This window comes from Bradyrhizobium shewense (assembly GCF_900094605.1).
Classification (GTDB): Bacteria; Pseudomonadota; Alphaproteobacteria; order Rhizobiales; family Xanthobacteraceae; genus Bradyrhizobium; species Bradyrhizobium shewense.
In genome coordinates this window covers 118,835-138,602 of record NZ_FMAI01000015.1, presented here as the reverse complement: position 1 = coordinate 138,602, position 19,768 = coordinate 118,835, and the positions used below count along the sequence as shown (strand labels likewise).

The window sequence follows — 19,768 nt, the reverse complement described above, 5'->3', positions numbered from 1 at the left end:
CAATTGAGGCAGATAAGTGACGGGCTCGGCGCTCTTGCGCGATTGCCCGCCTTCTTAACGTGGCCGACGAAAAGATCAATGCCGACAACCGTCTTTGGCCACATCCGCGGCTGCGCCCGGTGAAATTCCCTGTGATAGGATTCAAGGCTAGCCGGTCCTCGAATCAACGTGTGCCGATGTTCAAGTTCCAGCGCCTTTTCGAGGGCCCCGGTCTCCGCCTTTGCGTCCTTGCCTCTGTGCTCGCGGTTGGGCTGTCCGCTGGCGGCGCGCGGGCCGAGGAAGCCCATGCCATCGCCATGCACGGCAAGCCGACCATGCCGGCCGATTTCATCCACATGCCCTACGCCAATCCCGATGCCCCCAAGGGCGGCCGCTTGATCTGGGGCATTCTGGGCACCTTCGACAGCCTCAATCCCTTCATCGTGAGGGGATTAGCCGTGCAGCAGATGCGGGGCTACGTGGTCGAGAGCCTGCTCGCGCGCGGCAATGACGAGCCGTTCACGCTCTATGGCCTGCTCGCCAGGAGCGTCGAAACCGACGACGAGCGAAGCTTCATCACGTTCCGTCTCGATCCGCGCGCCCGTTTCTCCGACGGCAAGCAGGTCACGGCCGAAGACGTGCTGTTCTCCTGGCAGCTGCTGCGCGATCGCGGCCGCCCCAACCACCGGCAGTACTACGCCAAAGTCGCCAAGGCCCAGGCGACCGATCCCCTCACCGTCCGCTTCGACCTCGCGGGCGCCAACGACCGCGAGCTGCCGCTGATCCTCGGCCTGATGCCGATCCTGTCGAAGCAAGCGGTCGACGTCGCGACCTTCGAGGAGACGACGCTGACGAGCCCGATTGGCTCCGGCCCCTATCGCGTCACGGCGGTGAAGCCCGGGGCCAGCGTGACGCTCACCCGCAATCCCGACTATTGGAGCCGCGACCTGCCCATCAACCGCGGGCTCTACAATTTCGACGAGATACGGCTCGACTATTTTCGCGAGGCCAACGGCCAGTTCGAAGCCTTCAAGCGCGGCCTCTATGATTTTCGCGTTGAGCACGAGCCGCTGCGCTGGCACGACGGCTACGATTTTCCGGCCGTCAAAAGCGGCGAGGTGATCCGCGACACCGTCAAGCCGGGCCTGCCGCAACCCTCCGAATTCCTGGTGTTCAACACCCGCCGACCGATCTTCGCCGACATCCGCGTCCGTCAGGCTCTGACGCTTCTGTTCGATTTCGAGCTGGTCAACCGCAATTACTTTTTCGGGCTTTATTCGCGCGTTGCCGGCTATTTCGCCGGCTCCGACCTTTCGGCCTATGGCCGACCTGCGGACGCGCGCGAGCGCGAGCTGCTCAAACCCTTCGCCGCTCAAATTCGGCCCGATGTCATGGACGGCAGCTACCGCCTGCCGGTGACCGACGGATCGGGACGCGACCGCACCACGCTACGCGCGGCGCTGAAGCTGTTGTCGGAAGCCGGCTACGAGCTCGACGGCACCGTGCTGCGCAATCGCAAGACCAAGGCGCCCTTCACCTTCGAGATACTGGTCACGACCCGCGACCAGGAACGCATCGCGCTCGCCTTCCAGCGCGACCTCAAGCGCGCCGGCATCGAGCCGAGCGTGCGAACGGTAGACCCCGTGCAGTTCGACCAGCGCCGGCTCGCTTACGAATTCGACATGATCCAGAACCGCTGGGACCAGTCGCTGTCGCCCGGCAACGAGCAATATTTCTACTGGGGCAGCGCTGCCGCGGACAATCCGGGGACCCGCAACTACATGGGCGCCAGGGATGGCGCGGTCGATGCCATGATCGCCGCCCTGCTCGCGGCCCGTGAACATACGGATTTCGTCTCGTCGGTGCGGGCGCTCGACCGCGCCCTGATCGCGGGCTTCTACACAATCCCCCTGTTTAACGTATCCGAGCAATGGATCGCGCGCTGGAATCGGATAGAACGGCCCAAGGCCACCTCGCTCTCAGGCTATTTGCCGGAGACTTGGTGGTCGAAGGGGCAGCCGCAAGCTCATCAAGCAAAGTGACGCCGTGAACCAGCCAGCCGTATCGCCGACGCTCGACACGTTGTTTCAGCGCACGCTGATGCGGCAGCCGCACGCGCCCGCCCTGCTCGACCCCCTCAACAAGGCCCGCGTGACCGGGCACCAGCCGCGGCGGATGACCTATGCCGAGGCTGACACGGCCATCGAGGCGCTGTCGGCCTATTTCGTCGAATCAGGCCTCCCGGCCAATTCCGTCATCGCAATCCAATTGCCTGCCACGGTCGAGTTCGTGCTCACCGTGCTCGCCGCCCATCGCGCCGGCCTCGTCGTCGCGGTGCTGCCGCTGCTCTGGCGCCACGCGGAACTGACCGCGGCGCTGAACCGCACCGCGGCGCGCGCCATCGTCACCATGAGCACGGTCGACGGCGTCAGCTATGCCGATCTGGCGATGCATGCGGCCGCCGAAGCCTTCTCGATCCGTCACGTCTGCGGCTTCGGAGGCGACCTGCCCGAAGGCATGGCTTCGCTCGACGATGTGCTGGCCCGCCCGCCCGGCACCACGCGCGCCGTGATCCAGGACGGCCGCAAGGCGGCGATGATCTCCTTCGACGTCACAGCGGAAGGCTTTCGCCCGGTGCCGCGACCGCATTTCAGCGTGATCGCCGGTGGCCTTGCGATGTCGCTGGAAGCCGACATCCGGCAGGGCGCGACCGTGATGGCGGCGTTCACACCGATGTCGTTCGCAGGGCTCGCCTCCTCGCTCGCAGTGTGGCTGCTCTCCGGCGGCGCGCTGGCGCTGCATCATCCGTTCGAGAACGATGTGCTGGAGCAGCAGATCAACGAGCATGAATGCGAGGTGCTGATCGCGCCGGCGCAGCTTGCCTTGCGGCTCGGCGATGCCGACCTCGCGGCGCGGATGCCGACCTTGCGCAACGTCATCGGCCTGTGGCGCGCGCCCGAGCAGGTGGCGGCAAGCGATGCCTGGATCGCCCCCCATGCGCCGCTGACCGACGTCTACCTGTTCGGCGAGGCCGGGCTGTTCGGCGCCCGCCGCGGCGAGGACGGCATGCCCGTTGCGGTGATGCCCGGGCCGCACGGCGCCCCGCGCGAGCAATCCGGCTCGTCCATTGCCGGCGAGATCCTGCTGACGCCGAAGGGCACGCTCGGCCTGCGCGGCGCGATGGTGCCGATCGCGGCCTATGCTCCGCCGCAGCCGGTCGGCGACACGCTGATCGCGCAGCCGCCGCGAGACTATGTCGACACCGGCTATGCCGCCCGGCTTGACCGTCCGAGCGGTGCCATCTGCATCACCGCGCCCCCCTCCGGCATCATGGCCGTCGGCGGCTACCGCTTCCTCTCCAACGACCTCCAGGAATGGGCGCGCCGGCTCGGCCAGGGCGCCCTGCTCACCGCGCTGCCCGACCGGCTTTCCGGCCACCGGCTGGCCGGACGCGCCCAGGACAATACCCGGGCCCGCGAGGCGCTCAGCGAGCTCGGGCTTAACCCCCTGATGGTCGAGGCTTTTCGCGACCGCTCCGGCCCGGTCTAGGCGCAGTTTCGCCTGGTACGTTGACGCTGCATTAAGGCGGCCAAACTAGATTGCGCGGTATCTGTCGCGTGATCAGAGTTTTGCGAATGTCCCAGGCGGGCCCGATCCTGTTTGTGTCCAATGCCGAGCGGCCGCCCTTCATTGCGGCGCTGGACGAGGCCCGGCTCTTTCCCGTCGTCGACACCGACTGGGCCAGCGCAGCGCGCGCGGTCGAGCAAGTCCAGCCGGCCGCGGTTCTCGCCCAGATGTCCGGCGGTCATGAGCCGCATATTGCGCCACTCGCCAAGAAGATCGCCGACCAGTCGCTCTACCTTCCCTTCGTGGCCCTCGATGCGATGGGCATGCTGCCCCACAACGCCCTGCCCTTCTCCTCGCGCGGCGGCAATTCCGATCGCCTGATCGCGCGGCTTCGCGCCGCTTTGCGCGTGCGCACCCTGCACGCCACGGTGCTGCGCCGGCTGCCGGAAGTGAAGGTCGCGCTGCCGGAGGGCGATCCCGCCCGCGATGCCACTGTGCTCCTGATCGGCAGGGGCTCGGCCTATCCCGCACTCTCCGTCGCGTTCGGCGAACGCGCCGGCGTCGTCGGCGCGCTCTCGATCGAGGCCGCCGCCAAACACCTCAACACCCGCGACCTCGACGGTGTCGTGCTCGCCGAAGGTTTTACCGCGCGCGTCACCGACGCCTTTCTCACGGTGCTCGCCGAGGACACCCGCTTCCGCAGCCTGCCCGTCGTCGTCACCGCGCATCAGCTGACGCAGACCTACGACCTGCCCAACCTCGAGCTGATTCCGGGCGAGCCGGCGAAGGTCGCGGCCAATGCGCTGCCCCTGATCCGCCAGCATGCGATGGAAGCACAATTGAGCCGCACGCTGCGCTCGATCGATGCCGGCGGCTGGCTCGATCCGCGCAGCGGCCTGCTCACCGTGGAAGCCTTCGCCCGCGATTTCTCCAAGGCGGTCGAGCAGACGCTGGCCCGCGGCGGCGGCCTGTCGGTCGCGCGCTTCGCTTTCGATCCCGGCAATTCCCGCGCCCAGCTCGATGCCGCCCGCATCCTCAGCCGGCTGATGCGGCAGATGGATTTCGGCGCGGCGCAGAAGGACGGCTCGGTCATCGTCGTGTTCGCGGAAACCGACTTCCGTACCGCCCACATGATCGCCCGCCGCCTCTCGGCGGTGATGCGGCACACCTCCAACGGCAAGCACGAGATGCGCAGCGAGCCCGTCGTCAGCGTGGACTCGCTGTCGCCGTCCGATACGGCACGCTCGCTGCTCGGACGACTGTCGGCCGATGCGTCGAGGGCGGCGTCGTAAGGTCTCGTGCCCCGGGCGCAGCGCAGCGCCCTTCGCGGTGCGCTGCTGAACCGGGGCCCACCATTGCCTCCAAGAACTAGGTCCCGGCTCTGCGCTCCGCTTCGCTGCGCTTGTCCGGGACACGATAATCTTCACGCCGCCTTCTTGCTCTCCGCGAGCTGCGCCAGCTGGCGCATGATCTCCGTCGTCCCAACGAGACGCTCCTCCGGCGTCTCCCAATCCTGCAGGAACACCACCTTCATGTCGGGCCGCACCTTGGCGGCCTGGCCGTAGCTGCGGATGAACGACACCAGGCGGTCGGGATAGGCGAAGGAATTGTCGCGGAAGGCGATGACGGCGCCCTTCGGGCCGGCATCGATCTTCCCGACGTTGGCGCGGCGGCAGAACGCTTTGATCGCGGCGACCTTGAACAGATAGCGCACCTCGTCCGGCAGCACGCCGAAGCGATCGCGCATCTCCGCGCCAAAGTTCTCGATCTCCTCCTCGGTGTCGAGATCGGCCAGGCGCCGGTACAGCGACAGCCGCACCGAGAGATCGCCGACATAGTCCTCCGGAATGAGCACGGGCATGCCGATGGTGATCGACGGCGACCAGCGGTCGGCGGCGGGCTCGGAGACGCCGGCCTTGAGGTTGACGATCGCCTCCTCCAGCATCGACTGATAGAGCTCGAAGCCGACCTCCTTGATGTGGCCCGACTGCTCCTCGCCAAGCAAATTGCCGGCACCACGGATGTCGAGATCGTGCGAGGCGAGCTGGAAGCCCGCGCCCAGCGTCTCCAGCGATTGCAGCACCGTGAGACGGCGCTCGGCCTGCGCGGTGATCTTCTGCTGCGCCGGCAGCGTGAACAGCGCATAGGCCCGCAGCTTGGAGCGGCCGACGCGGCCGCGCAGCTGATAGAGCTGGGCCAGGCCGAACATGTCGGCGCGGTGCACGATCAGCGTGTTGGCGTTGGGAATGTCGAGGCCGGACTCGACGATCGTGGTGGACAGCAGGATGTCGAACTTGCCGTCGTAGAACACGGTCATGATGTCCTCGATCACCGCGGGCGGCATCTGCCCGTGCGCGACCGCGACCTTCATCTCCGGCACGTTCTTGTCGAGGAAATCCTTGACCTCGGCGAGGTCGTCGATGCGCGGCACCACATAGAACGCCTGGCCGCCGCGATAGCGCTCACGCAGCAGCGCCTCGCGGATCATCAAGGGATCGTGCGGGGCGACGAAGGTGCGCACCGCGAGGCGATCGACCGGCGGCGAGGCAATGATCGAGAGCTCTCGGACGCCCGTCAGTGCCAGTTGCAGCGTGCGCGGAATCGGCGTTGCCGACAGCGTCAGCACGTGCACCTCGGAGCGCAGCGCCTTCAGCCGCTCCTTGTGAGTGACGCCAAAATGCTGCTCCTCGTCGACGATGACGAGGCCGAGATCGCGGAACTTGATCGCCTTGCCCAGCAACGCGTGGGTGCCGACGACGATGTCGACCGAACCGTCGGCGATGCCCTTCTTGACCAAATTGAGTTCCTTGGTCGCGACCAGGCGCGAGGCCTGCGCCACGTTGACCGGAAAGCCCTTGAAGCGCTCGGTGAAGGTCTTTGCGTGCTGGCGCGCCAGCAGCGTGGTCGGCACCACGACCGCGACCTGCTTGCCTTCGAGCGCAACGGCAAAGGCCGCGCGCAACGCCACCTCGGTCTTGCCGAAACCGACGTCCCCGCAGATCAGCCGATCCATGGGACGGCCGAGTTCGAGATCCTTCAGCGTGGATTCGATCGCGCCTAGCTGGTCCTCAGTCTCGTCATACGGGAAGCGCGCGCAGAACTCGTCGTACAGGCCCTGCTGCACCGGCAGCTTGGGCGCTTCGTGCAGATGGCGCGCGGCGGCGATCTTGATCAATTCGCCCGCGATCTCGCGGATGCGATTCTTGAGCTTGGCCTTGCGGGTCTGCCAGCCGCCGCCGCCGAGGCGATCAAGCTCGACCGTGGTCTGGTCGGAGCCGTAGCGCGACAGAAGCTCGATGTTTTCGACCGGCAGGAACAGTTTTGTTTCGGCCGCATAGTGCAGTTCGAGACAGTCATGCGGCGCGCCCGCGACGTCCAGCGTTTGCAGGCCGACGAAGCGGCCAATGCCGTGATCGACGTGGACGACGATGTCGCCGGCGGCAAGGCTCGTGATCTCCGAGATGAAATTGTCGAGCTTGCGGCTGGCCTTGCGCGGCCGCACCAGGCGGTCGCCCAAAATATCCTGCTCGCTGATGAGCGCGATCTCGTCGGTCTCGAAACCGCTTTCGAGGCCGAGCACCGCGAGCATGGTCTCGTTGCGCGGGGTGGCCTGCACCGTTCGCCAGCTGTTGACGCTGGTGGTGTGGGCCAACTTGTGGTCGCGCAACATCGAATTCATGCGGTCGCGCGAGCCTTCGCTCCAGAGCGCGATCACGACCTTCTTGCGCTGGGCGTGCAGCGCCATCACATGGCTGACCACGGTTTCGAATACGTTGACTGTCGTGTCGTTGCGTTCCGGCGCGAAATCACGGCCCTTGCGGGCACCGGCGTCGATGACACTGGTCCCGTCAGCCGGAACCGAGAACTGCGTCAGCCGCAGCAGCGGCATGTCGCTCTCGCGCTTGGTCCATTCCTCGCCGGTCAAATAGAGCCGGTCCGGCGGCAGCGGCTTGTAGATGGCGCCGCCGCCGGGATGCTCCATCGCATCGCGGCGCGCCTCGTAGTAGTCCTGGATCTGCTTGAAGCGCTCGCGGACGGCGTCCTCGGCCTGCGGCTCGATCGCGATGGGCGCGCCTTGCAGATAGTCGAACAGCGTGTCCATCCGGTCCTGGAACAGCGGCAGCCAGTGCTCCATGCCGGGATGGCGGCGGCCTTCACTGACGGCCTCGTACAGCGCATCGTCGCGCTCGGGCGCGCCGAACTCGGCGACATAGCCCATGCGGAAGCGGCGGATCGTGTCGGTGACGAGCTGGAATTCCGAGATCGGCACCAGATCGAGCGAGCGCATGTCGAGCAGCGTGCGCTGGGTCTCGGCGTCGAAGGAGCGGATTGATTCCAGGCTGTCGCCGAAGAAGTCGAAGCGGACGGGCTGATCGAGGCCGGCCGGAAACAGGTCCAGAATGCCGCCGCGCACGGCGTATTCGCCGGGCTCGCGCACGGTCGAGGAACGGTTGTAGCCGTTGTGTTCGAGCCAGGCGACGATGGTGTCCATCGGCACCACGTTGCCGGGCGCGACCGAGAGCGCCTGCGCCGCGACGAGCTCGCGCGCCGGCACGCGCTGCACCACCGCATTCACCGTGGTAAGCACGATCAGCGGCTTGTCGCTGCCGGTGAGCGAGGCCAGCCGCGCCAGCGTGGTCAGGCGTTGTGCCAAAATGCCGCCATGCGGCGAGACGCGGTCATAGGGCTGGCAGTCCCAGGCCGGGAACTGGAGTACCGGCAGATCGGGAGCGAAGAACTGCAGCGCGCGTTCGAGCTGCTGCATGCGCGGGCCGTCGCGACAGACCACGGCAAGGCTGACGGCCGGTTTCTTCGGCCGCGCCGCGATGGCGCGGGCGAGATCGGAGACGACCAGGCCTTCGGCGCCTTCCGCGACATTGGCAAGCGTCAGCACACGGCCGGGCGCAAGCAGCTCGGCCGGAGATTTCATCCCCTGCTTCATGCGTCGCGGTCCGCGATCGGATAGGCCTTGATGCGGGCAAACAGCGCCCCGGTGACATCAGCCGGCAGCACCTTGTCACCGGTGATGGCGGCATAGAGATCGGGATCGTTGACCTCGAGCAGGGCCTCGAGCTCATCGAGCTCGGCGTCGGACAAATTGCCGATCTCGGCATCCGCAAAGCGGCCGAGGATCAGGTCCATCTCGCGCGTGCCGCGGTGCCAGCAGCGGAACAAAAGCCGTTTGCGGCGATAGTCCAGCCCGCTGCTCGATCGTGTCGTTCCCGTCATGTCTCAAATCCAGTCAAACGCAGAAAGCCCGGACGTGCCGGGCGGGGCTGATATAGCCATTCGAACCGGTCGTGTCAGCCCTTTGTTATTGCAATTGTTTGGGGACCGTCATTGCCGGGCTTGACCCGGCAATCCATCGTCATTGAAAAGATGGATGCGCGGGTCAAGCCCGCGCATGACGAATGTTGCGAGAATGCGCCCCAGCCTGCTCAATCCGATGTTTGCTCCCGTGACCAGCCTGCCCGGCGTCGGTCCGAAGCAGGACAAGCTGCTGCAGTACCTGCTCAGCCGCAGCGAGACGCCGCGGCTGGTCGACCTGCTGCTGCATCTGCCGAGCCAGGTCATCGACCGCCGCGCCCGGCCGAAGATCCGCGACGCCGCGGTCGGAACCATGGTGACGCTGGAGGTCACCGTCGACCGCCACCGCCCGCCTCCACCGCGCAACGCGCGCGCCCCCTATCTCGTCTATGCCAGCGACGACACCGGCGACGTCGTGCTGACCTTCTTCCGCGCCAAGCCCGGCTATGTCGAAAAACTGCTGCCAATGGGGGAGAAGCGCTACGTCTCCGGCACGCTGCAGATGTACGACGGCATCCCGCAGATCGTGCATCCCGACCGCGTGCTGGACGAGGAGGCGATCTCGAAACTCTCAGGGATCGATCCGGTCTATCCGCTGACGGAAGGCCTGGCGCTCGGCTCGCTCCGCCGCGCGATCGCCCAGGCGCTGCAGAAGCTGCCGGCCTTGCCGGAGTGGATCAGTCCGGAGGTAATGCGCCGCTGCAATTTTCCTGCGATCACCGAGGCGCTCAACCGCGTGCACCAGCCGGTTGAGCTCACGGACATTTTGCCTGACCAGCCGTTCTGGTCGCGTCTCGCCTTTGACGAGCTTTTGGCCGGCCAGCTCGCGCTCGCTCTGATCCGCGCGCAATTGCGCCGGCCAGCCGGCGTGCGCAACGCCGGCGATGGTCACCTGCGCAGCAAGATCATCGACGCCCTGCCCTATGCATTGACGCTGTCCCAGCGTGACGCGGCCGCGGCGATCGCCAGCGATCTGCAACAACCCGTACGCATGTTGCGCCTGCTCCAGGGCGACGTCGGCTCCGGCAAGACCGTGGTCGCGCTGCTCGCGGCCGCCGCCGTTGCCGAAGTGGGCAAGCAGGCGGCGCTAATGGCGCCGACCGAAATCCTGGCGCGCCAGCACATCAAGACCATCGCCCCGCTCGCCGAACGGGCCGGCATGCGGGTCGCGATCCTCACCGGCCGGGAAAAAGGTAAGGAGCGGCGCGAACTTCTGGCGCAGCTCGAAGCCGGCGAGATCGACCTCCTGGTCGGCACCCATGCGCTGATCCAGGACGACGTGATCTTCCACGATCTCGCCCTCGCCATCGTCGACGAGCAGCATCGCTTTGGCGTGCGCGAACGCCTCGCGCTGACGTCCAAGGGCGAAGCGGTCGACGTGCTTGTGCTGAGCGCGACGCCGATCCCGCGCACGCTGGTGCTGACCTATTTCGGCGACATGGACATTTCCGAGCTGCGCGAAAAGCCGGCCGGCCGCCAGCCGATCGAAACCCGCACCATCTCGATCAGCCGCCTCGCCGAGGTCACGGATAGCATCGGCCGCGCGCTGCAGGCGGGCAAGCTGGTCTACTGGATCTGCCCGCTGGTCGAGGAATCCGAGGCGGAGGGCACCGAGCACCTCACCAATGCGACGAAGCGTTTCGAGAGCCTGCAGCAGCGGTTCGGCGAGCGCGTCGGCCTCGTCCACGGCCAGATGAAGGGCGTCGAGAAGGACCGCGTGATGGGCCAGTTCGCCGCCCACGAGATCGGCCTTCTGGTCGCGACCACCGTGGTCGAGGTCGGCGTCGATGTGCCGGCGGCGACCATCATGGTGATCGAGAATGCCGAGCGTTTTGGCCTCGCCCAGCTGCACCAGCTGCGCGGCCGGATCGGACGCGGCTCGGAGGCCTCGACCTGCCTGCTGCTCTACTCCGAGCCGCTCGGCGAGATGTCGAAGGCGCGGCTGAAGGTGATCCGGGAGACCACCGACGGTTTTCGTATCGCCGAGGAAGATCTCAAGCTGCGCGGCGAAGGCGACGTGCTTGGCGTGCGCCAGAGCGGCCTGCCCGGCTACCGCATCGCGCGCTCGGAGGTCCACGGCCAGCTCATCACCCAGGCGCGAGACGAGGCACTGCGCATCCTCAAGGACGATCCAAAGCTGAAGGGCGAGCGCGGCGAAGCGCTGCGGTGCCTGCTGTATCTGTATGAGCGCGACGAGGCAATCCCGCTGATTGGGGCGGGCTGAGGTTCAGCGCGACGTCTCCTCCTCGTCATTGCGAGCGCAGCGAAGCAATCCAGGCCGTCTCCATGGAACTGGATTGCTCCGCTGCGCTCGCAATGGCGCATGGACACAGACCCGCGCATTTCGACCAAACTGTGGGAGCGACGGTGCGGGCGACTAGGGTTTCTTCTTCGCGATCCCCGCAGCAAACGCCTTCATCAGCGCCGCATCCGCCGCCTCGCCATTTGCATCCTCGGCGAGATGCTCGAACCATCTTGCAAAACCTTCATAGATCTGGCTGGCCGGATGATCGGGGCCGAGGAAGCCGGAAATCTCGCGCATCTCGGCAACCCAGCGATAGGCCTTCGGGATCATGTCGGGCAGCGCGACTTCGAGCCGCGCCAGGACCGCCGGCTGGCTCAGCGCCAGTTCGTCACGCAACGCGTCCGCTGCGCCCGCTTTCGTCGCCGCAACCACCATGGCCGAGCCGATGCCGGCGAGGCCCTTGACGATGCCGGCGTAGGACATTTTCAGAGCGGACGCCGCGCCGACCGGGCCCTCGACGATGCGCACGTCGAGGCCGAAATCCTTCAGTACCGCAACATCCTTGGCGTGCTCCCCGGACAGGTAGAAGGCCGGGCTCTTACCGCCGGGCTGCGGCGGAAAGCCGATGATGCCGCCATCGACGAACGGCGCCTGCGCCGAGCCGATGATCTCCTCAATTCTCTGCACGGTATCGACGTTGACGGCGTTGCAATCGACCACGATTGGCTTCTTCTCGCGCCTGACGATCAGCGCGGCCAGCCGTTCAGCCAGCGCGACGCCTTCGCCCGGCGGCACGATCGAGAGGATGATGTCGACGCCCGCAATTTGATTGTCATCGGCGCCGACCATGCCGGCATCCGCCGCGCGTTTCCGCGTCGCCTCGCTCCGCCCTTCCAAAGACGTCAGCACGCGCGCGCCGTGCTCACTAAGGCGGCGGGCGACGGCGCTGCCCATGGCGCCGGGTGCGAGGATCGCAATGGTCTTGGACATCATGTACTCCAGATCGAATTCCGAGCGAAGCGCTCAGGCGAACCGGAGTCTATCAGAGGATGCGAACGCGCGCGTGACCGGCGGCCATCCCGCAGCGGAATGGCCCTACTCCACCTTCGCAGGCTCGGGCTGAAGCGCCGACGCGTTGGCGATGCGCGCAGCATTGGCCATGCCCGCAAGTGCCGCGGCCTTTTTGGGGTCGGGTGCCGAGCCCGGCTGCACCACGCCGGCCGACATGATCAGCGTCGCCGCATCCTCGGCGGTGAGATCGACCTCGATGATCTTGCTCTTGGGGACATAGAAGAAGAAGCCGGTGGTCGGGTTCGGCGAGCACGGCAGGAACACCGAGACGTGCTCCTCCTGCCCCGGCAGGTTGCGCGCGATGTCCTCGTTCGGCGATTGCGAGATCAGCACGATCGACCACATGCCCGGCGAGGGAAACTCGACCAGCCCGACTTTGCGGAAGCTCGAGCCCTTGCCCGAGAACAGCGTCTCGAACACCTGTTTCAGGCCGCGATAGATGGCGCGCACCGCCGGGATCCGGCCGAGGAAGGTTTCGCCGACATCGACCAGCGTGCGGCCGATCAGATTGGCTGCGAGGAAACCGACCAGCGTCAGCGTGAAAAATGCGACGACCAGGCCCCAGCCGGGAACGACATACGGCAGGTAGGTTTCCGGCCGATAGGCCAGCGGCACGAACGGCCGCACCACGCCGTCGACCCAGGTGACGAACCACCAGACCAGATACAAGGTGATGGCGATCGGCCCCGTCACCACGAGGCCAGTCAGAAAATAGTTGCGGAAGCGGCCCATCAGCCCGGTATGCGGTTCCGGCAGGGGATCAAGAGGCGCAGGCGCGTCGTCGCGGGGGGTCATTCGGGTTCCAGGTCGGTCGCAGCACACAAACTAGGGTCTTCTAGCAGGTTTTGGAAGACCGCGACCGCCTGATATCCCTTCTGCCTATTCCACGGTGACCGATTTCGCGAGGTTGCGAGGTTGGTCGACGTCGGTCCCCATGACGACAGCCGTGTGATAGGCGAGCAGCTGCACGGGAATGGCATAGACCATCGGGGTGAAGGCCGCCGCCATGTCGGGCATGACGATGGTGACGAGGGACTCGACGGTCGCCTCTTCCGCGCCCTTCGCGTCCGTCATCAGGATGATGTTGCCGCCGCGCGCGGCGACCTCCTGCATGTTGGAGACCGTCTTTTCGAACACCCGGTCGTGAGGCGCGATGACGACGACAGGCATCGTCTCGTCGATCAGCGCGATCGGCCCGTGCTTGAGCTCGCCGGCGGCATAGCCTTCGGCGTGGATGTAGGAGATCTCCTTCAGCTTCAGCGCGCCTTCGAGCGCGAGCGGGAAGCTGGTGCCGCGGCCGAGATAGAGCACGTCGCGCGACTTGGCGATCCTGTGCGCGAGCTTTTCGATCTGCAGCTCGGTGGTGAGCGCATCCGCCATCAGGCGCGGGACCTCGACGAGGCCGTGGACCAGCTTGGTCTCGTCCTCGTCGGACAATTCGCCTCGAGCCTTGCCGGCCGCGATCGCAAGGTTTGCCAGCACCATGAGCTGGCAGGTGAAGGCCTTGGTCGAGGCGACGCCGATCTCGGGTCCCGCGAGTGTCTGCAGCACGGTCTCGCTCTCGCGTGCGATCGTCGAGGTCGGCACGTTGACGACGGCGACCGTGTGCACGCCCTCGGCCTTGGCATAGCGCAGTGCCGCCAGCGTGTCGGCGGTCTCGCCCGACTGCGAGATGAAGATGGCGAGATCGCCTTTGCGCAAGGGCGCCTCGCGGTAGCGGAATTCGGAGGCGACGTCGACCTCGACAGGCACGCGCGCAAAGCGCTCGAACCAGTATTTTGCGACGTAGCCGGCATAGCTCGCGGTGCCGCACGCTGTAATGTTGATGCGCTGGATGTTCTTGAAGTTGAACGGCAGCTTGACCGGCAGCGCGACACGTTCGGTCGCCATGTCGACGTATCGCGCCAGGGTATGGCCGACCACTTCCGGCTGCTCGTGGATCTCCTTCGCCATGAAGTGGCGATAGTTCGCCTTGTCGACCAGCGAAGTCGAGGCGGCATGCTTGATCTTGTCGCGCTGGACGGCATTACCGTCCTTGTCGAAAATCGACGCGCTCTTGCGGGTCAGCACCACCCAGTCGCCGTCCTCGAGATAGCTGATCGTGTCGGTGAACGGGCCGAGCGCGATGGCGTCGGAGCCGAGATACATCTCGCCGTCGCCATAGCCGATCGCCAGCGGCGGCCCGTTGCGGGCGCCGATCATCAGGTCGCCGTCGCCGGCGAAGATGAAGCCGAGCGCGAAGGCGCCGCGGAGCCGCCCCAGCGCCAGCTTGACGGCTTCGACCGGCTTGTTGCCGCGCGTGAGCAAATCGTCGACCAGATGCAGCACGATCTCAGTGTCGGTCTCGGTGTGGAACACCGTGCCCTTCTTCTCGAGCTCCTCGCGCAGCTCGCGGAAATTCTCGATGATGCCGTTGTGGACCACGGCGACGCGTTCGGTCGCGTGCGGATGGGCGTTGTTGACGGTGGGCTTGCCGTGGGTGGCCCAGCGGGTGTGGCCGATGCCGGTGGTGCCCTGGAGCGGCTCGGCTTCCAGCCGCTTCTCCAGGTTCTTCAGCTTGCCCTCGGCGCGACGGCGCTCGAGGTGCTTGCCTTCGAGCGTGGCGACGCCCGCCGAGTCATAGCCGCGATATTCAAGACGTTTGAGCGAATCCACCAGCTGCTCTGCAACCGGATCGCGCCCGAGAATGCCGACAATCCCGCACATGCGGATCACTATCCCCCAAATCGTCGAAAAATCGCCTAAACGACACGCCCGGTTTTTAGCGAAAATCCCAGGGAACCATATACTCAATATTTATTGCGGATTGAGACAGCATGGACCGCAACCTGAGCTTCGCCTGCGTCGAATTGGCCGGCCTTAAACCGCGCACGTTAACTTGTTGTCAATATGTTTGACCAACGATTCCGGTGCAGGAGAGCAAAGCCATGAAAGGCTCGTCCGACCGCAAAGGTCTATCATCGATCTACTTGCGTGCCAGCGAGACCACGGGCACGCATTTGGCGCATTGGCCGCCGCCCCAGCGCGGCAAGGAAAGCAAGCCGGTCTTCCTGAAGCACGCCGAAGGCGAGCCGGCCAAACGCGCCAAGCCGCGCGGCTGGCGCCTGACCCGCGCGATCTTCTCTGAATTCGCCGACGACGAATAGCGCCTATGTACGAAGACCCCCATGGTGAGGAGCGCGAGCGCGTCTCGAACCATGAAGGTCTGCATCTCGCCCGCGGCCCTCCTTCGAGACGCCCGCTCCAGCGGGCCCTCAAGGATGAGGGCGGAGTGTGCTGAGACACAACAGAATAGTGCCTATTTCTCCGGCTTCTTGCCGCCCGTCTTCAGCTCGCGATAGCGCGCAGCGCCGCCTTCCCGGATGGTCTGCTGGTTGCGCTCCAGCGCCATGGCGTCGTCAGGCACGTCGCGGGTGATGACCGAGCCCGAGCCGATATAGGCGCCATTGCCGATTTTGACCGGGGCGACCAGCGAGGAATTGGTACCGACGAAGGCGCCCTGCCCGATGACAGTCTTGTGCTTCTTGAAGCCGTCGTAGTTGCAGGTGATGGTGCCGGCGCCGATGTTGGAATTGGCGCCGACGGTGGCGTCACCGATGTAGGAGAGATGATTGACCTTGACGCCGGCCTCCAGCGTCGCCGCCTTGGTCTCCACGAAATTGCCGATGCGCGCGCCGTCGCCGAGCGAGGTGCCCGGCCTTAAGCGCGCATAGGGGCCGATCGAAACGTTCTTGCCGAGCGTCGTCTGCACGATGTGCGAAAAGGAATGGATCACGGTGCCGTCGGCGATCGACACGCCGGGGCCGATCACCACAAAAGGCTCGATCGTCACGTCCTTGCCGAACGCCGTATCGGCGGCGAGATAAACGGTCTCGGGTGCGATCAGCGTGACGCCGGCCTCCATCGCCGCCTTCCGCAAACGCGCCTGCATCACGCTTTCCGCTTCGGCAAGCTGCGCCTTGGTGTTGATGCCGCGCACTTCATCCTCGCTGGTCTCGATCACCACGGACTCCCATCCCTGTTCGCGGACGACGCCGACGGCGTCGGTCAGATAATATTCGCCCTTGGAATTCGCATTGCCGATTTTGTCCAGGATCGCGAGCGCCCGGCGACCGTCGATCGCCATCACGCCGGCATTGCACAAATCGATCTTGCGCTCCTCTGCGCTGGCATCGGCCTGCTCGCGGATCGCGACCAGGCGTTCGCCCTCGACGATGAAGCGGCCATAGCCGGTGGGATCGGCGGCGCGAAAGCCGAGCGCGGCAATCGCGGCGCCCTTGGCGAGCGGCGCGCGCAGCCGCGCAAAGGTCTCGGCCGAGATCAGCGGCGTATCGCCGAAGGCAACAAGGAGATCGTCCACGCCCCGCGCGATCGCCTCGCGCGCCGCCAGCACCGCATGCGCGGTGCCGAGCCGCTCGGCCTGCACGAAGGTGAGCGCGTCGGGGCGGATGCGCTTTGCCTCATCCGCGACGGCCTGGTGATCGGGGCCAATCACGACCGTGAGCGAGGTGCCGGTTCCCTGTGGTGCCGCGGCGAGCACGTGGGCGAGCAGCGTCTGGTGGGCTACCGGATGCAGCACTTTCGGCAGGCTCGATCGCATGCGCGTGCCTTCGCCGGCGGCGAGCACGATCGTGAGGCTGGAACGGGCGGTCATCGAAATCCTGTCAGATAAGGCCGAATCAATTGGCGCGACGGGCGGGCAGCCCCCTCAAAAGCTCTTCCTTGCTACCCCCGCAAACGCCCGGAATTCAAGTGCGACACGCTTTTCCTGTTAATGTTCCCTGATTGATTCGAGGAAGCCGGACAGGGCTGGGCACTTAACGTTCATGGCAAAGGATTCCGATCCACTGGCGGATGCCTTCGGCACCAAGGAGACCGGCGGGCTGTTCTCCGGACTTGTGGCCGAGGAAAGCGCGTTCGACCGCCGCATGATGTGGCGGCTTGGCTCCTGGGGTGTGGCGGCGGTAGGCGCCGTCGTCATCGCGGTGATGGCCAACCAGGCCCAGCTTGGATGGCGGCGCGACCAGGTCGCGTCCGCCGATCTCGCGCGCCAGGCAGAGCGGCTCCAGGCGCTGGCCAAGGAGAGCCAGAATGAGGCCCGCCGGCTCGCGGCCGCCATCGAGACGCTGAACACGGATCGCGACCGGCTCTATTCGCGTGTCACCGTGGTCGAGCAAGGGCTCGATTCCGTCACCGGCGCCATCGCCAAGCAGCCCACCACACCACCGCAGCCCGGCAAGCCGCAGGATGCCGCGCCGACGGCGCCCAGCGTCGCGCCGGTCGCCTCGACCCCCGCCTCCGCCGGCGACAAGCCCCGCACCGAGGCCGCCAAGGACACGCCCAAGGAAACGCTCAAGGAAACTGCAAAGGAGCCGTTGAGCCTGCCGGCGCAGACTGCCGCCGCCGCCTCGCTCGTGCAGCAGCCGCTGGCAACGACTTCGGCGCTGCCGACCATACCGCTGGTGCCGTCCAAGTCGATCATGGCGCCGCCTGATCCGGCCGCATCGAAATTGATTCAACCCGAGACAAACGAGAAGGCCGCCGAGAAGAAGGTAGAGCCAGCGCCCGCCCCGACCGAAGCCGTCGCGACGGCCGCGAAGGCACCAGAGGCAGCCGAGAGCGAATCCCCCGCCATCGCGGTCCAGCAGACGCGTTTTGCGATCGACCTCGGCGGCGCCAATTCGATCGACGGCCTGCGCGCGCTCTGGCGCGGCCTGAGCAAATCCAATCCGGAGATCGCAACGCTGCGACCGATCATCATGATCAAGGAAGGCAACACCGGGCTCGGCATGCAGCTTCGCCTGGGTGCCGGTCCGCTGGTCAACGCCGCCGCCGCCGCAAAATTCTGCGCGAGCCTCGCGGAGAACGATCGTCACTGCGAGACCACCGTCTTCGACGGCCAGCGCCTGTCGATGCGCGGTGGTTCGGAGAAGGGACAGGAGAAGTCCCAGGACAGAGTTCAAGAGAAGAACGCCGAGAAGAACCAGGACGCGGTCCCGCAAGCCGAAACCGCGCCCGCGCCGACCGCAAAGCCCGAAAAGCCGCAGCGCCGCCGCAACTACTCCTCCAAGCGCTCGTCGAAGCGCGAAGAGCCCGCGCCCCCGCCTGCGGCACAGCCGGCGCCGGCGAAGCCGGAGACCGCGTCGGCGTCCGCGGGATCGACGCTGTCGTCGTTCTTCAGGCGGTAAACATTGCGCCTGAACGGGCGGTGAATGCCGGCGTGTTTTTGCGCGCGCCGATGAACCTAAATTTCGGTCCGAGAAGCGAAACCACCCGCCAATTGCCAAGTTGTCCCGGTCGTGAACCGGAGCGGCCGATGTGAGAAATCACGCGCGCCCGCCTCCATGACCTCGGGAGAAACCCACGTGAAGACATTGATCATCGCAACGGCCGCGCTTCTGGCGGCAGCTCCGGCGCTTGCGCAAACGACGAAATCGCCGGGCGCTTCGAGCAACGCACCGGGTCAGCAAATGCACAACACAAAGAAGCCTTCGACGGGACCCGGCGCGTCCGAATACGCCCCTGGTCACCAGACGAATACCACCAAGGGACCGGGCCACTCGGAAAGCGCACCGGGACAGAAGATGCAGAACACCACGGGCTCGAACACCAGCAAGAAGTGATGGTGCGCTCGAGTTCAACTCTGACAGATGGCGTCGACCGGACTGGTCGGCGCCATCGCCTTGTCGAACGCGGCTCGCGCTGCCTGATCGTCGATGATCGCTCCGAGTTGCGCGAGCATGCGACCATCGGACGCTCGGATCTCAGCGGCTCTTTCGCACCAAGCGGACGTTTAGTCCCGATCTGCCGGGCGCACGCCAAGCGCCGTCCATCTCCCGAAACCCACGAGCTTCGATGAACGAACTGGATGATGTGCTGAGGCTTCTCGTCGCGGCGGGAACAGGACTGCTGATCGGCATCGACCGCGACATGAACGACAAGCCGGTGGGAATGCGCACCCTGGCGCTGGTGGCTCTCGGCTCCGCGCTGGTCTCGATCTCCGTGATCGAGTTCCAGAATCTGCGCGACCACCCCGATGCGATCTCCCGGGTCATTCAGGGCGTCGTTGCCGGTGTGCTGACCGGCGTCGGCTTCATCGGCGCCGGCGTCATCCTGCACGACGCCAAGGCGAAGACCGTGCACGGCCTCACGACCGCGGCAACCGTCTGGATTGCGGCGGGCCTTGGAATTGCCTGCGCGCTCGGAGCCTGGCTGCTGGTCGCCGCAGCGATCGCCGTCACGTTGCTCGTGCTGTTCGTTCTCGGTTGGGTCGAGCGCCGGCTGGGATTGAAATAGCGGACATACCAAATGATACGGAAGAGCTCCGCGCAAGGCGGCAGTATCCGCGACGAATTTGATTCGGAGCGGAGATGACGGACGCGAATTTTCTGCGGGAGCAACTCGCGTTGATCCGCGAGCTGGCCGAGCAGGCGGATCCCTATATCAGGAAACGCCTGCTCGCATTGGCTGAGAAATACGAGCGACGGCTCGCGGACCAGAATCGGGCGACACAAGGCCGGCTTTGACGGCCCCTCGCGCACGCCTTGGGCGAGCCGGATCAACAGAAACATCGCCTGCCCTGTTGCCTGCCCGCGCCAT

Annotated in this window: 15 protein-coding genes; 9 read left to right on the top strand and 6 right to left on the bottom strand. The window is 66.0% G+C overall.

Going from position 1 to position 19,768, the window contains the following annotated elements:
* Positions 1-176 precede the first annotated feature (176 nt).
* The 3 genes from GA0061098_RS26540 (at position 177) to GA0061098_RS26530 (ending at position 4,838) form a co-directional block, all read left to right on the top strand.
* Entirely contained in the window at positions 177-2,021 is a 1,845-nt protein-coding gene (locus tag GA0061098_RS26540; protein WP_165637616.1) for an extracellular solute-binding protein, read from the top strand.
* Positions 2,022-2,025: 4 nt separating this feature from the next.
* On the top strand, positions 2,026-3,528 hold the full coding sequence (locus GA0061098_RS26535) for a class I adenylate-forming enzyme family protein (protein WP_091963505.1): 1,503 nt from the start codon (positions 2,026-2,028) through the stop codon (positions 3,526-3,528).
* Between the two features lie 86 nt (positions 3,529-3,614).
* The gene (locus tag GA0061098_RS26530; protein ID WP_091963502.1) at positions 3,615-4,838 is read left to right on the top strand and encodes a hypothetical protein; all 1,224 of its coding nucleotides are present in this window, start codon (positions 3,615-3,617) and stop codon (positions 4,836-4,838) included.
* Positions 4,839-4,969: 131 nt separating this feature from the next.
* Here the strand turns inward: GA0061098_RS26530 and mfd are convergent, their stop codons facing one another.
* Together mfd and GA0061098_RS26520 are read right to left on the bottom strand one after the other, a co-directional pair.
* Positions 4,970-8,488 (bottom strand): transcription-repair coupling factor, encoded by a 3,519-nt coding sequence (gene mfd / locus GA0061098_RS26525; RefSeq protein WP_091963499.1) that lies wholly within the window; start codon positions 8,486-8,488, stop codon positions 4,970-4,972.
* Complete coding sequence (locus GA0061098_RS26520; protein WP_091963496.1) at positions 8,485-8,775, bottom strand: FAD assembly factor SdhE; 291 nt, start codon at positions 8,773-8,775, stop codon at positions 8,485-8,487. Before GA0061098_RS26520 ends, mfd begins: the two co-directional genes overlap by 4 nt.
* Before the next feature lie 193 nt (positions 8,776-8,968).
* Between GA0061098_RS26520 and recG the strand changes: the two genes are divergently transcribed.
* The gene (gene recG, locus GA0061098_RS26515) at positions 8,969-11,077 is read left to right on the top strand and encodes an ATP-dependent DNA helicase RecG (protein WP_091963492.1); all 2,109 of its coding nucleotides are present in this window, start codon (positions 8,969-8,971) and stop codon (positions 11,075-11,077) included.
* Positions 11,078-11,230: 153 nt separating this feature from the next.
* Here the strand turns inward: recG and GA0061098_RS26510 are convergent, their stop codons facing one another.
* The 3 genes from GA0061098_RS26510 to glmS form a co-directional block, all read right to left on the bottom strand.
* Positions 11,231-12,088: an NAD(P)-dependent oxidoreductase gene (locus GA0061098_RS26510; protein WP_091963713.1), complete on the bottom strand. Its 858-nt coding sequence runs from the start codon at positions 12,086-12,088 to the stop codon at positions 11,231-11,233.
* A 105-nt stretch (positions 12,089-12,193) separates the two neighbouring features.
* The gene (locus GA0061098_RS26505) at positions 12,194-12,964 is read right to left on the bottom strand and encodes a DUF502 domain-containing protein (RefSeq protein ID WP_018317964.1); all 771 of its coding nucleotides are present in this window, start codon (positions 12,962-12,964) and stop codon (positions 12,194-12,196) included.
* 84 nt (positions 12,965-13,048) lie between these two features.
* Positions 13,049-14,875: a glutamine--fructose-6-phosphate transaminase (isomerizing) gene (glmS, locus tag GA0061098_RS26500; RefSeq protein ID WP_091963489.1), complete on the bottom strand. Its 1,827-nt coding sequence runs from the start codon at positions 14,873-14,875 to the stop codon at positions 13,049-13,051.
* A 221-nt stretch (positions 14,876-15,096) separates the two neighbouring features.
* Here glmS and GA0061098_RS26495 point away from each other — a divergent pair, with 221 nt between their 5' ends.
* Positions 15,097-15,315 (top strand): hypothetical protein, encoded by a 219-nt coding sequence (locus GA0061098_RS26495; protein ID WP_091963711.1) that lies wholly within the window; start codon positions 15,097-15,099, stop codon positions 15,313-15,315.
* Between the two features lie 152 nt (positions 15,316-15,467).
* On the opposite strand, the gene glmU is transcribed toward GA0061098_RS26495, so the two are convergent.
* Positions 15,468-16,823 carry a bifunctional UDP-N-acetylglucosamine diphosphorylase/glucosamine-1-phosphate N-acetyltransferase GlmU gene (glmU, locus tag GA0061098_RS26490; RefSeq protein WP_091963486.1) on the bottom strand — a complete coding sequence of 452 codons (1,356 nt, stop codon included), beginning with the start codon at positions 16,821-16,823 and terminating at the stop codon, positions 15,468-15,470.
* A 172-nt stretch (positions 16,824-16,995) separates the two neighbouring features.
* Here glmU and GA0061098_RS26485 point away from each other — a divergent pair, with 172 nt between their 5' ends.
* The 4 genes from GA0061098_RS26485 (at position 16,996) to GA0061098_RS45175 (ending at position 19,695) form a co-directional block, all read left to right on the top strand.
* Entirely contained in the window at positions 16,996-18,357 is a 1,362-nt protein-coding gene (locus GA0061098_RS26485; RefSeq protein WP_091963483.1) for a hypothetical protein, read from the top strand.
* 177 nt (positions 18,358-18,534) lie between these two features.
* Positions 18,535-18,792 (top strand): hypothetical protein, encoded by a 258-nt coding sequence (locus GA0061098_RS26480; RefSeq protein ID WP_091963707.1) that lies wholly within the window; start codon positions 18,535-18,537, stop codon positions 18,790-18,792.
* A gap of 232 nt (positions 18,793-19,024) precedes the next feature.
* Positions 19,025-19,465 carry an MgtC/SapB family protein gene (locus GA0061098_RS26475; protein WP_018317958.1) on the top strand — a complete coding sequence of 147 codons (441 nt, stop codon included), beginning with the start codon at positions 19,025-19,027 and terminating at the stop codon, positions 19,463-19,465.
* 74 nt (positions 19,466-19,539) lie between these two features.
* On the top strand, positions 19,540-19,695 hold the full coding sequence (locus GA0061098_RS45175) for a hypothetical protein (RefSeq protein WP_165637615.1): 156 nt from the start codon (positions 19,540-19,542) through the stop codon (positions 19,693-19,695).
* The last annotated feature ends 73 nt before the right edge of the window (positions 19,696-19,768 follow it).